The organism is Streptacidiphilus melanogenes (assembly GCF_000787835.1).
Classification (GTDB): Bacteria; Actinomycetota; Actinomycetes; order Streptomycetales; family Streptomycetaceae; genus Streptacidiphilus; species Streptacidiphilus melanogenes.
This window is the reverse complement of the sequence record NZ_BBPP01000002.1, coordinates 239329-252753: the sequence shown is the minus strand read 5'-3', so window position 1 is coordinate 252753 and position 13425 is coordinate 239329. Positions and strand designations below refer to the sequence as shown.

Annotated in this window: 12 protein-coding genes and 1 tRNA gene; 8 read left to right on the top strand and 5 right to left on the bottom strand. The window is 71.7% G+C overall.

Features of this window, described 5'->3' with window-relative positions; all coding sequences use genetic code 11:
- Nucleotides 1-62: 62 nt before the first annotated feature.
- Together sepX and TR49_RS03010 are read left to right on the top strand one after the other, a co-directional pair.
- A complete protein-coding gene (gene sepX / locus TR49_RS03015) occupies nt 63-1151 on the top strand; it encodes a divisome protein SepX/GlpR (RefSeq protein WP_042376775.1) in 1089 nt (362 codons plus the stop codon).
- Between the two features lie 46 nt (nt 1152-1197).
- Nucleotides 1198-1271 (top strand) — tRNA-Ala (locus TR49_RS03010).
- Nucleotides 1272-1637: 366 nt separating this feature from the next.
- On the opposite strand, the gene TR49_RS03005 is transcribed toward TR49_RS03010, so the two are convergent.
- The 4 genes from TR49_RS03005 to TR49_RS02990 all read right to left on the bottom strand — a co-directional run bounded on the left by TR49_RS03005 (nt 1638) and on the right by TR49_RS02990 (nt 4533).
- Complete coding sequence (locus TR49_RS03005; RefSeq protein WP_042377093.1) at nt 1638-2168, bottom strand: HAD domain-containing protein; 531 nt, start codon at nt 2166-2168, stop codon at nt 1638-1640.
- Nucleotides 2169-2218: 50 nt separating this feature from the next.
- Nucleotides 2219-3094, bottom strand: coding sequence for a sulfurtransferase (locus TR49_RS03000; RefSeq protein WP_042376773.1), 876 nt, complete (start codon nt 3092-3094; stop codon nt 2219-2221).
- 118 nt (nt 3095-3212) lie between these two features.
- A complete protein-coding gene (locus TR49_RS02995; protein ID WP_236653196.1) occupies nt 3213-3596 on the bottom strand; it encodes a RidA family protein in 384 nt (127 codons plus the stop codon).
- Between the two features lie 124 nt (nt 3597-3720).
- Nucleotides 3721-4533: a maleylpyruvate isomerase family mycothiol-dependent enzyme gene (locus tag TR49_RS02990; RefSeq protein WP_042376772.1), complete on the bottom strand. Its 813-nt coding sequence runs from the start codon at nt 4531-4533 to the stop codon at nt 3721-3723.
- A gap of 412 nt (nt 4534-4945) precedes the next feature.
- On the opposite strand from TR49_RS02990, the gene TR49_RS02985 reads away from it, so the two are divergent.
- The 6 genes from TR49_RS02985 to rbsK all read left to right on the top strand — a co-directional run bounded on the left by TR49_RS02985 (nt 4946) and on the right by rbsK (nt 11625).
- Nucleotides 4946-5665, top strand: a complete 720-nt coding sequence (locus tag TR49_RS02985) for a response regulator transcription factor (protein ID WP_042376770.1) — start codon at nt 4946-4948, stop codon at nt 5663-5665.
- A complete protein-coding gene (locus TR49_RS02980; RefSeq protein WP_063770007.1) occupies nt 5662-7173 on the top strand; it encodes a sensor histidine kinase in 1512 nt (503 codons plus the stop codon). Before TR49_RS02985 ends, TR49_RS02980 begins: the two co-directional genes overlap by 4 nt.
- A 45-nt stretch (nt 7174-7218) precedes the next feature.
- The gene (locus TR49_RS02975) at nt 7219-7434 is read left to right on the top strand and encodes a DUF1269 domain-containing protein (protein WP_042376768.1); all 216 of its coding nucleotides are present in this window, start codon (nt 7219-7221) and stop codon (nt 7432-7434) included.
- Nucleotides 7435-7654: 220 nt separating this feature from the next.
- Nucleotides 7655-9061 carry an FtsW/RodA/SpoVE family cell cycle protein gene (locus TR49_RS02970; protein WP_152627044.1) on the top strand — a complete coding sequence of 469 codons (1407 nt, stop codon included), beginning with the start codon at nt 7655-7657 and terminating at the stop codon, nt 9059-9061.
- 74 nt (nt 9062-9135) lie between these two features.
- Nucleotides 9136-10602, top strand: a complete 1467-nt coding sequence (locus TR49_RS02965; protein WP_042377085.1) for a penicillin-binding transpeptidase domain-containing protein — start codon at nt 9136-9138, stop codon at nt 10600-10602.
- Between the two features lie 120 nt (nt 10603-10722).
- A complete protein-coding gene (gene rbsK / locus TR49_RS02960) occupies nt 10723-11625 on the top strand; it encodes a ribokinase (protein WP_042376766.1) in 903 nt (300 codons plus the stop codon).
- A 154-nt stretch (nt 11626-11779) separates the two neighbouring features.
- Here rbsK and TR49_RS02955 read toward each other — a convergent pair whose 3' ends face one another.
- On the bottom strand, nt 11780-13129 hold the full coding sequence (locus tag TR49_RS02955; RefSeq protein ID WP_042376765.1) for a glycoside hydrolase family 18 protein: 1350 nt from the start codon (nt 13127-13129) through the stop codon (nt 11780-11782).
- Nucleotides 13130-13425: the final 296 nt, after the last annotated feature.

Sequence of the window (13425 nt, the reverse complement as noted above, 5' to 3'; positions counted from 1 at the left end):
TTCAGCGACACACCGCCCGAAATTGCCGCCGGGCCGTCCCTCACGCCCGTACGGTGTGAAGCGTGAGCAGTAGCGGCCTCATTTACGCGGTCATCGTCGGGGCCTGGGCCGCGTATCTGGTTCCCATGTGGCTCCGCCGTCAGGACGAGCTCAACGAGGCCCGGCCGACGGAGCGTTTCAGCACGGCGATCCGCCTGCTGTCCGGCCGGGCCGCCATGGAGCGGAAGATCTCCCGGCAGCTGGAGGAGACACAGCCGCTCGCTGTGCCGACCCCGCATCCGCATTCCCCGCACGGCCCCGGCGCGGCCGCCGGGAGTGACGGACAGAAGGGCCCTGCCGAGGCGCAGGAGCTCGGCGAACCCGCCGCCGTCCCGTCCGCGCCGGCCCCGTCGCCCGCGTCGAGCCCTGCCGGGCACCAGGTCGGACCGTCGCCGGCCGTGGCGTCCCGTCGCCGGGCGGCGCTTCTTGCGAGGCGTCGGCGCATGGTGGTGATCCTCTTCGCGGCGTTCACGGCCGGGATGGTGGTCGCGGCCGTCGGCGGCGTCGCGCTGCTGTGGATTCCGGCCCTGCCGGCCGTCCTGTTCTCGATCTACATCGCGCAGATGCGGCGCCAGGAGCACCGCCGCTACGAGGTCAAGCTCGACCGCCGTCGCGCGGCGGAGGCCGCCCAGCGCGTCCGCCAGCAGGCCGTGGCGCGTCGTGAGGCCGCGACGGCCGCTGCGGCGCAGGAGTCAGGCCGGGAGTGGGCGGAGGCCGTGCCCTCGCGCGTGGCGGACGAGCCGGGCCAGGTCGGCCCGACCACGTCCGGCACCGGGGCGCTCGGCGCGAACCACGCCGAGTCGTGGGCGGATGACGACCGTCCCGAGCACGCGGGTGGGGCGGCGCCGTCGGCAGACCGCGGGGATCAGGGCTGGGACCCAGTCCCGGTTCCGCTGCCGACCTACGTCACGGCCCCCGTCGCCCCGCGCGCGACGCTTGGGCTGGACCTGACCGCGCCGGACACCTACTCCTCGGCCCGCGCTCGGCCGACCCCGCCGTCGCAACAGGAGCGGAAGGCCCCGGCCCCTGCGCCCCGCCGTCCGGCGCCGAAGCCGGCCACGCCGCTCTTCGACCAGTACGCCGAGGGCACCCCCCGCGCCGCCAACGAGTAACCCGTGCGCAAGCACCCCCTCGGACCTGCTAGAGTTTCTTCTCGTTGGGGCTGTGGCGCAGTCCGGTAGCGCACCTCGTTCGCATCGAGGGGGTCAGGGGTTCGAATCCCCTCAGCTCCACCCAACGCAGAGGCCCTGCCCGAGAAATCGGGCAGGGCCTCTGTCGTGTCGGCGATGAACCAACCCCGTCTCGCCACTGTCGACCTGCCACTGTGATGTGCGTCATACATGCACCGTGAGGGTCTCCGAAGAGGGTGGAACGGTGTCGAAGCTGGGCCCTGGGCCATCCCCGGTGGCCCAGGGCCCAGGCGCGCGTCTGACGGAGCGTGATCCGACCGGGCGTCCCGCTCTGCTGCGGTGCTGCGCCCGACCCGCACCGCAGGGCCTCGGGGCGGGGCTGCTCCTGTGCCCGCAAACGCGACCAGGGCCTGTAACGGCGGACCTGGTTGACGGAACGTCCGTCGCGAGGTCCGCCGTCAGGGGTGCTCAATCGAGCTCCGCAGCCCATGCGGACAGGTCCGCGAAGTCCTCAGGTCCGAGGCCGCTGCGGGCATCGACCTGGCGGAGCAGGGCCGGGCCGGGGTGGTGCCGAACGATCCAGTCGCCGTCGGCCTGGGAGATCTCGTCGTCGACCCAGGCGAACGGCCGCCCGGCCGCCCAGGCGACGATCTCGGGCGTCTTCCAGCAGCCCCGCCCTTGCGGCACCGGACGTGGCGTCTGCCAGGGGATGTAGGGGAGCTCGGGCAGACCGAGGAGCGGTGCGATGAACTCGTTCGCCTCCGCCTCCCAGGTCGTGGCCCAGACCAGCTGGAACGGGAGGTCGAGCAGTTGCGCGCCGTGGTCGGGGTTGAGCCAGACAGGCAGCGGCGTCGGCTCGCGGCGGCGAGGAGAGGCCGCGATGCGGACGTCCTCGAGCGCGGCCCAGCTCGGCGGCATGAGGAAGTGCTCCTGAAACCCGTCGGGTCGGTGGTCCGGCATGGCCCCGAAGGGGTTGAGGGGCCCGTCGACGTCGAGCATCAGCACCGGCCGTCCCTGTGGGGTGTTCGGGGACGGCAGTGACGTGGCGCTCACTCGACCGGCAGGTCTGAGGGCTGGCCCCACTCGCTCCAGGAGCCGTCGTAGACCGCGAGCTCGCGGTAGCCTGCGACGGTCGCGCCCAGGGCGAGAACGCAGGCGGTGACGCCGGAGCCGCAGCTGAACAGCAGGCGCCTCGGCCCGGCCGCTGTTGCCTCGGCGGAGGCTTCGGTGCCCAGCGCCTCGGCGAAGCGGTTCCGCAGCGTGTCCCGGGGGAGGAGCAGGCCGGCGTCGTCCTGGATGGTCGTGAAGGGCAGGTTGACCGCGCCGGGCATGTGACCGCTGCGCAGGCCGGGACGGGGTTCCGGAGCCGATCCCTGGAACCGGTCGGCCGCGCGGGCGTCCAGGACGACGCCCGTCGGGTCGGCGAGGGCGGCGAGGACCGCCGAGCTGTCGACGAACATGCCCGAGCGGGGGCGCGCGGTGAAGTCCCCGGGCGCGGGTGGGCTCGGGCTGGTCGCCTGCTGCGGCAACCCGGCCGACGTCCACGCGGGCAGGCCGCCGTCGAGCACGGCCACACGGTCGAAGCCCATGGCGCGCAACATCCACCAGCCGCGTGCCGCCGAGTAGAGACCGGCGTTGTCGTAGAACACGACGGTGCCGGTCCCGTTGAGGCCGAGCCCGCGCAGCTCGCGTTCGAACTGCTCGGGCCCCGGCATGGTGTGCGGCAGCGGGCTGTCCGGGGCGGAGAGCGGGCCGTCCAGGTCGAAGACCCGGGCGCTCGGTATCGCGGCGACCTCACGCCGGTGTGACCCGACGCTGGCGTCGAGCACCAGCAGCCCCGGCGTGCCCAGGTGCCGGGACAACCATCCGGTGTCGACGAGGGGGCCGGGCACGGCGAGAGGGACGGTGGCTTCGCTGTCAGTCACGGATGCGCACGCCTTTCTGAACGGTGGCGTCTTCGTGGACGGTGGCACTTCGCGGAGGCGGCGTCCGTCGACGCCCGTTGCTTCAGGCGGCTCAGGCCCTTTGGCCGCCACGGGCAGGTCAGCCGGACACTACCGCCAGCGCGTCGATCTCCACCCGGAATTCCGGGTGGACCAGGGCCGCGACCTGGACCAGGGAGCACGCCGGCGGGCGACCGGTGTCCACGAACTCGTCGCGCACGGCCCGGAAGATCGGCAGATCGGCCAGGTCGGTGAGGAAGACGGTGAGTTTGGCGACGTCATTCCAGCCCGCCCCGGCTGCGGTGAGCGCCGCGCCGAGGTTTTCGAACACCTGGCGGACCTGGGCCTCCGGATCCGCCGGAGTGCCGGCCGGACCTCGGCCGCCGACCAGAGCGCCACTCGCGTCGAGGGGCACCTGGCCGGAGACGGCCACGAGCGTGCCGACCGCGGCGACCGCGTGGCTGTAGCCGTTGACCGGAGGCATTCCTGCAGGCCGAATGTGGTGCTGCACGGGCACGTCGTCCTCTTCTCGTGTCGCCGGCGCCTGCGATCGGACAGGCCGGACCGGTGCGGCGGCCTCGCGGCCGCCGCACCACATGATCACTTCATTACTCGGAGGGCTGCCAGACCCGCAGTCGACCGAGGACCTCGCCGTCGCCGTCGATGCCGAGCGACTCCATCGGGATGCGCCCGTAGAGGGCGAGCACCAGATCGCTCGCGGTGCCCCGTGCCGTCACCGTCGGGCCGGGGACATCCGGAGCCCTGTCCGTGGCCCCGTCCTCGGGGAGCGGCCGGGCGCGCGAGCCCTCGGCGGTCAGTTCCAGCAGCCAGCCACGCCCCTCCGCCGCTCGCAGCGCCACGGTCGCGGGTGTGTACCGCCACGGCCCCGCCGCGCCACATCCGACGTGCAGGAACTCGTCGACCGCGTCGAGCGCCTCCGCGCCGGGCAGTGCTTCGGGGCGGCCGACGGCGAGCTGCGCGTCGTAGGTGTGGACCAGGGCCTCGGCGACCTGGTGTCGGCCGACGGCCGCGGCGGTCTGCGCTGTGTCGGACGCCCCCCACCACGTCCAGCACCCGCCATCCGGACCGGCCGCACGCAGGGCGGACAGCAGCTCCTCCGTGCCGGCCCGGGACCAGGCCGCCAGCTCCTCGGCGTCGAGCCCCTCGGGGGCGGGGAAATCCTCTTCCGGCAGGGGCACGTCGGCCGGGCCGGCTGCGACCGTGGCGGCCCAGAACCGGTGCACCATGCCGAGGTGCACGGCCAGGTCGCGCAGCGTCCACTCCGGGCAGCTGGGCACCTTCGCGTCGAGCGGGACGGCGAGGTCGGCTCCTGTCACGGTGGCTGCGAGGGCCGTACGGAAAGCGGCGGACCGCTCCTCGACGCGGCGCAGATTCTGTTCGAATTCTGGAGTCGTCGTCATGCTGACTGTGTATCACCGAGCGCGGACAAATGGCTTCCCCTTTGGCTGACCGGCCGCAATCCCGCGCCGTGCCACGCTGCGGCAGAATCGAACACGCACCGGTGGCGGAGGCCATGACCTGGGCTCGGCTATCGGGAGAGTGAATCCTGCGCCGAAGTCTGGCCAGAGGCTCGACGCGGGGTTGGCGTCGTCTCTCGTCAGGGCCCGCATCGACGCTGCCGGCCCGGCGGGGGAGAGCTGCCACGGTGGGGCGGCCCACGGGTGCTTGCAGCCGGGGAGCACCGAGAGGGGCACGGGCGGACCGAGCCCAGGGCGCCCGAGGGGCCCGAAGAAGAACTGCCGGGACGTGTCGCGGGCGCTACGGCACAAGGCCTCTTACCGGTTCCTCATGTCGTCGTGGAGAATCGATGTCGTGACGCCGACTGTGCTGCTGGCCGAGGACGACCGTGCCATCCGTGATTCCCTGGACCGCCTGCTTACCCTGGAGGGGTATCAGGTGACTCCGGTGTCCGACGGCATCGAGGCGCTGGCCTCCGTCCACAAGCAACGTCCGGACGTGTTGGTCCTGGACGTGATGATGCCCGGGATCGACGGGCTCGCCGTCTGCCGGGTGCTGCGGGCCGAGGGCGACAACGTGCCGATCCTGATGCTGACCGCGCGGGTGGAGACCTCCGACCGTGTGGCCGGACTGGACGCCGGCGCGGACGACTACATGCTCAAGCCGTTCGAGGCGGAGGAGCTGCTGGCACGGCTGCGCGCCCTGCTGCGGCGCGCCGCGGTGCCCGCGGTCTCGGCGGACCCGGTCGAGGTGGAGTCCGTCACAGCCGGGCACGACCTGATCGAGGTCGACGACCTGCGCATCGACTCGACCGCGCGCCGGGTCTGGCGTGCCGGGGAGGAGATCCAGCTCTCGCGGACCGAGTACGACCTGCTGGAGCTGCTGGCCCGCAACGCGGGGATCGTGCTCGACCACAGCACGGTCTACGACCGGATCTGGGGCTACGACTTCGGGCCGGGCTCGAAGAACCTGGCGGTCTACATCGGCTATCTGCGGCGCAAGCTGGACACCCCTGGCCGCACCCCGCTCATCCACACCGTCCGAGGTGTGGGTTACACGCTGCGAGAGCCGTGAGTCGGCTCCGGGCCAACATAGGCCTGCGGCTCCGGTTCGCGATCGCTTTCGCCGGGCTCGCGGCGCTGGTCACCGTGCTCGTCGGCGGGCTCGGCTACACCTCGGCCGCGTCCCTGATCCGCCAGGACCGGGCCAAGGACTTCCAGGCCTCGCTCAGCACGCTGGTCGCGGACGCGCAGACCCTGGACCTCAACGCCCACGACTTCGTCTCCACGCCGGCGAGCCAGGACCATCTGGTGGACCAGCTGACGCACTCCGGTGACATCGGGCTGCAGGTGCTCGGTTCGGACGGCAAGGTCCTGCAGTACGCCAACAAGCAGAACAGCGAGATGGACCCGTTGCCGATCAGCGCGGAGGACCAGCATCTGGCCCGCAGCGCGGCGGCTGGGAAGACGGGCAACGTCACCGAGGTGACCGGCGGTGACCGTTACCGGGTGGTGACCGTCTCCCTGGGCGGCGGGCGCGGAGCGGTGATGCTCTCGGAACGGCTCAGCGCCACCGATGATCTGCTGGGCTCGCTGATGGTGCGGATCGCGCTGACGGCCGGCGCCGTGATGGTGGCGGCGGGCGCGGCCGGATGGTGGGTGGCGGGGCGGATCACCCGGCGCCTGGTGCGGCTGACGGCCACCGCTGAGCAGGTCTCGGCGACCGGTGAGCTGACCCTGGACGTGCCGCAGCGCGGCCGGGACGAGATCGGCCGACTGGCGCGCGCCTTCGACGACATGCTCGGTCGGCTCGCGCGGTCCAAGGAGGACCAGCGCCGACTGGTCCAGGATGCGGGGCACGAGCTGCGCACCCCGCTGACCTCGCTGCGCACCAACATCGCCGCCCTGCGCCGGATGGATCGGCTCTCCCCGGCCTCCCGCAGCGCGTTGCTGGACGACCTGGAGACCGAGACCCGTGAGCTGACGGTCCTGGTCAACGAGCTGGTGGAGCTGGCGAACGACCGCCGCAGCACCGAGGTGCCGACGCAGACGGAGCTCGACGAGCTGGCCGAGCGGGTGGCCGATCTGACCCGTCGTCGAACAGGTCGGGACATCGTGGTCGAGGCCGACCCGGTGGTGGCCGTCGTCCGCCCGCAGGCGCTGCAGCGCGCGCTGACGAACCTGGTGGAGAACGCGGCCAAGTTCTCCTCCGGGCCGGAGGAGATCCGGGTGGTGGTCCGGGCCGACCGGATCACCGTGCTGGACCGTGGTCCTGGGGTGGAGCCGGAGGATCTGGATCGGATCTTCGACCGCTTCTACCGGGCGACGGCCGCTCGCAGCCTGCCCGGTTCGGGCCTGGGGCTGTCGATCGTCCGCGAGGTGGCCGAGGAGCACGGCGGGGAGGTCTTCGCCCGCAACCGCGTCGGCGGCGGCGCGGAGATCGGATTCACTCTCGAAACGGATGTCGAGTACGCGACCCCGGGCGTTCGCGCGGAGGGCGCCGACCAGCAGCAGGTGGGCCCGTCCGTTCAGCGGCCCCGACACGCTGAGAACAAATCGGACAAATATGGAGCCTCTCGGTAGATTCCCTCCTGACCGACGTCTCGGAGAGACTCGAAGGGAACCTCCATGAGCAGCCTCATCGCCGTCGCGCATCCCGACGTGGCTCCCGCCGAGCAGGTCCGGGCCGAGCTCGTCGAGGGCGACGCAGTCGTGCAGAAGGTGCTGCCGGAGCCGGCGCCCTACGGTGGCCGGATCATCCAGACCTCGCTGAGCTCGGCCGACGAGGACCGCCTCCGCGAGGCGGTCGCCGCCGTGCGCGCGGGTGCCGCCCACGCCGCCTGACCCCGGTCGGTCCCGGAGTGCGCGCCGCCGGCGCCCGCTCCTGCGATCGCGGGGGAGTGAGGCGTCGCCGACACTGTCCGGCGGCGGCTTCGGGGCGCCGGAGGGTACGACGGCGCGCGCCGAGCAGCCGGAGCCGCGCAGCGGACGCTGGGTCGAGCTGCTTCTGCTGGCCCTGGCCGTTGCGATCGCCGCGTACGGCTACGCCGACGTCGGCTCGAACATGGACGGCAGGGTGCCGTCGGACACCCTGCGCTACGGCCTCGGCCTGGGTGGCCTCGCATTGCTCGCGCACCTGGCCGTCCGGCGGTGGGCACGCTACGCCGACCCGCTGCTGCTGCCGATCGCGGTTCTGCTCAACGGCCTCGGGCTGGTGGTCATCTACCGCCTCGACCGGTCCACCCCGAACGACAGCACCGCGCCGACGCAGTTGATCTGGTCGATGGTCGGCGTCGGGCTGTTCATCGCCGTCGTCGTCCTGCTGCGCGACTACCGGGTCCTGCAGCGCTACGCCTACGTGCTGGCCCTGAGCACCTTGCTGCTGATGATCATCCCGGCCTTCCTGCCCGCGGTCTACGGGGCCAAGATCTGGATCAAGATCGGCCCGCTCTCCTTCCAGCCGGGCGAGATCGCCAAGATTGCGCTGGCGATCTTCTTCGCCTCCTACCTGGCCCAGCACCGCGACGCCCTCGCCCTGACCGGACGCCGGATCTGGCGGCTCGAGCTGCCCCGTGGCCGCAATCTCGGCCCGATCCTGCTGATCTGGTTGATCGGCGCCGTGATCCTCTTCCTGGAACAGGACCTCGGGACCCTGTTGATCTTCTTCGGTCTCTTCGTGGTCATGCTCTACGTCGCGACGGCACGGACGGGCTGGATCGCGGTGGGTCTGCTCCTCGTCGGCGTCGCGGTGGTTCCGGTGGCGCTGTGGGAGCCGCACGTCCACGTCCGCTTTCTCGACTGGCTCGACCCGATGCGGACCATTCGACTGGGGCAGGGGCCCAGCCAGCTCGCCCAGTCCATGTTCGCCTTCGCGGCGGGCGGCCTGCTCGGCACCGGCCTCGGGCTCGGGCACTCGTACCTGATCGGCTTCGCGGTGAAGTCGGACTGGATCCTGGCGACCTTCGGCGAGGAGATCGGCCTGGTCGGCCTGGCCGCTCTCTTTCTCCTCTACGCGATCGTCGTGGTCCGCGGCTACCGGATCGGCCGCGAGCTGCGGGACCCCTTCGGGCGGCTGCTGGCCATCGGCCTCGCCTCCCTGCTGGCACTCCAGGTCTTCGTGGTGGCCGGCGGTGTCACCGATCTCATCCCACTCACCGGGATGACCATGCCGTTCCTCGCCCAGGGCGGTTCCTCGCTGGTGACCAACTGGATCCTGATCGCGCTGCTGGTGAAGCTCGGGGACGCGGCACGCCGCCCCCGCCCGCCGGTCCCGCAACTGATCACCCCGCCCCCGGGCACCGACGCGGGTGTCGCGTCCCGCACCGGACCTGGCCGTGACGACAACGACCGCGACGACGCCGGCCGCGACGCCGACCGCGACGACGGCAGCGAAGGCGAGCGGGCCGACGAAGACCGGGGCGACGATGAGGCGAGGGACGACGACGAGACGCTGGCGGTGCCGCACGCATGAACCGGAGGACCACGCGTGGGCAGGGCGACCAGGGCGGCCGACCAGGGCCGCCGCCCGGCGCCGTGCGGCTCTCGCTGAGCCGAACCGGCCGCCGGGCCGGGCTCTTCTGTCTGGCGCTGATCCTGCTCCTGCTCGCCAACGCCACGCGGCTGCAGGTCTTTCAGGCCAAGTCGCTCAACGAGAACTCGGCGAACCAACGCAACGTCATCGCCCGGTACAGCCAACCCCGCGGGAACATCATGGTGGCGGGAGATACCGTCACCGGGTCCAAGAAGACCGGCGGCACCCTCGCCTACCAGCGGACCTACACCGACGGCCCGCTCTACGCGCCGGTCACCGGCTTCTCCTCACAGACCTACGGCAACACCCTCCTCGAAGGCGTCGAGGACCAGATCCTCACCGGTCAGGACAGCCGGCTTTCGACGAACCCGGTCTGGGACGCGGTCTCCCGGGCCACCGTGCCGGGCGGCAACGTGTTCACGACGATCAACCCCAAGGCGCAGCGCGCCGCGTTCCAGGGGCTCGGCGGCAAACGCGGCGCCGTGGCCGCGATCGAACCGACGACGGGACGAATCCTGGCCCTGGCCAGCACCCCGTCCTACGACCCGAACGGGATCACCGGCACCGGACCGGCCACGGTCGCCGACTGGACGCGGCTGAATGCGGACACGACCCAGCCGATGCTGAACCGCGCACTGCGCCAGACCTATCCGCCGGGCTCGACCTTCAAGGTCGTGACGCTCGCCGCAGCCCTTCAGTACGGGCTCTACAGCGGGGTCGACGTCCCGACGAACTCGCCGGACCCGTACACGCCCAAGGACACGGACCACCCCATCACCAACGAGTCGGCGAGCGACGCCTGCACGAACGCGACGCTCGCCTACGCGCTCCAGGTGTCGTGCAACACCGTCTTCGGCAAGGCCGGTGTGGACGTCGGCGAGCAGAACATGGTGCGGATGGCGGAGGCACTCGGCTTCAACCAGTCCAGCCAGACGATCCCGGTGGGAGTGGCAAGGAGCAACTTCGACACCGACCTGACGAGTCAGGCCTTCCTGGCGCTGTCCTCCATCGGTCAGTACGACACCGCCGCCACGCCTCTGGAGATGGCCCAGGTCGCGGCTGCGGTGGCGAACAACGGGACGCTGATGCAGCCGCGGCTGGTGGACAAGCTGACCCGGGCCGACGGCAGTACCGTGCGGACCTTTGGGAACAGGACGTTCAGCCGGCCGTTCTCGGCGGACGTCGCCGCGCAGATCCAGCAGGCGATGGTGGGCGTGGTCGACAGCGGTACGGGCACGAACGCGCAGATCCCCGGGGTGGTCGTCGGCGGGAAGACCGGGACGGCGCAGAACGGCGTCGGCAACAGCGGCACGCCCTACGCGTGGTTCATCTCGTACGCCAAGCCCAGCGCCACGGCTGCCTCGCCCGTCGCGGTCGCGGTGGTGATCGAGGACAGCGACGCCAACCGTGCCGACATCAGCGGCGGCGGTCTGGCGGCTCCGATCGCGAAGGCCGTCATGCAGGCCGTCCTGTCGGGTTGAGCCCACGCATGGCGGCCCGGAACCGGGATATGGCGGCCCGGACCCGGATATGGCTGGCCACGGTCAGAAGACTCGGCGGCGGACGGGTCGGGCGGGGCGCCCAGGGCCTAGGGTGGCTGCATGCCGAAGATCGCTGTCGTCGGAAGCATCAACCTTGACCTGGTCGTGCCGGTGCCCAGGCATCCGCGACCGGGGGAGACCGTGCTGGGCGGCGATCTCGCCGAGCATCCGGGCGGCAAGGGTGCGAACCAGGCGGTGGCCGCGGCGCGGCTGGGCGCCTCGGTGGCGATGCTGGGGCGCGTCGGGGCCGACGACGCGGGTGCCCGGCTGCGGCGTGTGCTGGATCTGGAGGGCGTGGACACCACTCGGGTCCTGCCGGTCGACGGGCTTCCGACGGGTCGGGCGTTCATCGCCGTGGATCACACGACCGGTGAGAACTCGATCATCGTGAGTCCGGGTGCGAACACCGCTCTCTCCCCGGAGCACTGCGCCTCCGAGGGAGCACTGCTCCGCGATGCGACCGTCACTCTCCTCCAGCATGAGGTCCCGCCCGAGACCGTCGCCGCAGCGGCCCGGCTGGCGGGCGGAACGGTCCTGCTGAACCCCGCCCCGGCCCGCGAGTTGACCCTCGATCTCCTGCACATGGTCGACATCCTGGTGCCGAACCGCGAGGAGTTGGCGAGCCTGGTCGGGCACAGCCTCCCGGACCTGCACGCCGTCGCCGACGCGGCCCGGCAACTGCGCGGCCCCGGCGCTGTCGTGGTCACCCTGGGCGCGGAGGGCGCGCTGCTCTGCGAGGACGGGGCGGTTGCCTTCGTTCCGCCCCACCCGGTCACCCCGCTCGACACCACCGCGGCGGGCGACGCCTTCTGCGGTGCGCTGGCCTGCAGCCTGGTCGACGGTCACGGACTCCACGAGGGTGTCCGCCGGGCGAATGTCGCCGCAGCGCTCAGTACGACGCTCGCAGGGGCTCAGCCCTCCCTGCCGACCCGGTCGGAAGTCGCCCACGCACTCGGGGAGTAAGCCGGCTCCGGCGCCGCAGCCGCCGTGCCGCGCCGGATGACGCCCGCAGGTGCGCCACCCAGGCCCGGGGTTGTCCGTGGCCTGGGCGGCGACAGCGCGAGGCGAAGGCGCAAGCACCGTGCGGGGTCAGCGACGTGACGAGGACTCCGAAACGTCAGTGGTTCTGGCCGGTGCCCAGCGCGGCGCCGAGTGCGGCGGTCAGGCTGCCATCGGCGGTGTCGCCGTCCATCGACCAGACGAAGGTGCCGCGCAGCCCCTGCTCCCGGATGTACTGGCCCTTGTACCAGAGGGAGAGCGGGTTGTCGTAGGTGTAGAAGGTGCCGCTGGCCTGGTCGTACTTGTAGGGCTCTTTGGCGATCGGATCCCAGTAGGTCTGCCCCGGGGCGGTGACGACCTGGTTGTAGTTGGGCGTGCCGCCGCCCGCGGTGGCGGGCTGGAAGAGCCCGTCGCCACGCGGGCCGGGCGCGACGCCCGTCCAGGTGTGGGCGTAGTAGGGGATGGCGAGACCGATCTTGTCGGGCTGCACGCCGTGCTGCTCGTAGTAGCGCACAGCCTGATCGATGCTGAACTGGTTGTCCGTCGGATTCGGGTCGCGCGGGTCCTGGTGGAGCGCGGAGGCGAAGTCGGTGGGGCCGGCCGCCTCCCAGCTGCCGTGGTAGTCGAAGGTCATGACGTTGAACCAGTCCACGACCTTGGCGAGCTGCGGCAGTTGCAGCTTGGCGGCGGCGGTGGGGTTCGCGGAGGTGTTGGCGGTCAGCAGGTAGCGCTCGCCGCTCGCGCGTCCGGCAGCGTCGAGCTGGTGGCGGAACTCCTGCATGAGCGCGGTGAAGTTCGGCGTGTCCTGCGGGCCGTAGGGGTTGCCGTTGCCGGGCAGGCCCGGGTACTCCCAGTCGACGGCGAAGCCGTCGAAGATGCCCGCGGCGGTTCCCGCCGGGAGGCCGGGGATGTCGCCCTTCAGGTACTGGTCGACGCAGGAGGCGACGAACTTCTGCCGGGACGCCGCGCTGGCGGCGAGCTGCGAGAACTGGCCGGACCAGGACCAGCCGCCGATGGACATCACGATCTTCAGGTGCGGGTAGCGCGCCTTGAGCTCGCGCAGCTGGTTGAAGTTGCCCAGCAGCGCCTGTCCCGGAGCATCCGCCTGCCCGTTCACGGACTCGGAGGCGGCGAAGGGGCGTTGGTAGTCGGCCCAGCTGTCGCCGCTCGAGCAGAGGCCGTCGGTGGAGATGTCGCTGAACGCGTAGTCGAGCTCGGTGATGTGGCTGATCTCCCCACTGCTGATCAGGTTCTTCTCGAACGAGCCGGAGTAGATGCCCCACTGGGTGAAGTAGCCGATGAGCTGCTTCTGGGAGTGACCCTGGTCGTCGCCACCGCCGAACGCGGGGGAGGCGGCGTGGGCGGGCGTGGTGCCGATCAGCGCGGCGGCGCAGGCGGCGGTCGCCGCGGCGACGGCAGCACGACGGACGGCCGCGGAACGAACGGCGGCACGACGGTTCGCTGGCATGGACTCTCCTCGACGGGATGCCTCGAAGCAGAAGGGGGCGCAGCGCGGGAAGGGCGGTGCGCGGGAGGAGCGAGACAGAGCGGACGAGACGAAGATCGGAGCATTGGCATAGACCAATGAGAGGGAAGGTATAGGCCTCTCTGGCGAGGGGTCAATGGCTCTACGGCCTCCGAACGACAGGGCCTCCGGGCGGCGCCCGGGCCAGGCGTGCCCGGAGGTACGAGCGTGGGCGCAGGCGGCATACGCACGAACCGACGAACCGACGAGCCGGTCGGCCGGTGGTCGGGCGAACGGAC

Coding starts and splice junctions, on each gene's coding strand:
- TR49_RS03005 (WP_042377093.1), bottom strand. CDS start 2,168: ATGCTCGACGTCGACGGGCCCCTCAACCCCTTCGGGGCCATGCCGGAC.
- TR49_RS02995 (WP_236653196.1), bottom strand. CDS start 3,596: ATGCCTCCGGTCAACGGCTACAGCCACGCGGTCGCCGCGGTCGGCACG.
- TR49_RS02990 (WP_042376772.1), bottom strand. CDS start 4,533: ATGACGACGACTCCAGAATTCGAACAGAATCTGCGCCGCGTCGAGGAG.
- TR49_RS02975 (WP_042376768.1), top strand. CDS start 7,219: ATGAGCAGCCTCATCGCCGTCGCGCATCCCGACGTGGCTCCCGCCGAG.
- TR49_RS02970 (WP_152627044.1), top strand. CDS start 7,655: ATGGACGGCAGGGTGCCGTCGGACACCCTGCGCTACGGCCTCGGCCTG.
- rbsK (WP_042376766.1), top strand. CDS start 10,723: ATGCCGAAGATCGCTGTCGTCGGAAGCATCAACCTTGACCTGGTCGTG.
- TR49_RS02955 (WP_042376765.1), bottom strand. CDS start 13,129: ATGCCAGCGAACCGTCGTGCCGCCGTTCGTTCCGCGGCCGTCCGTCGT.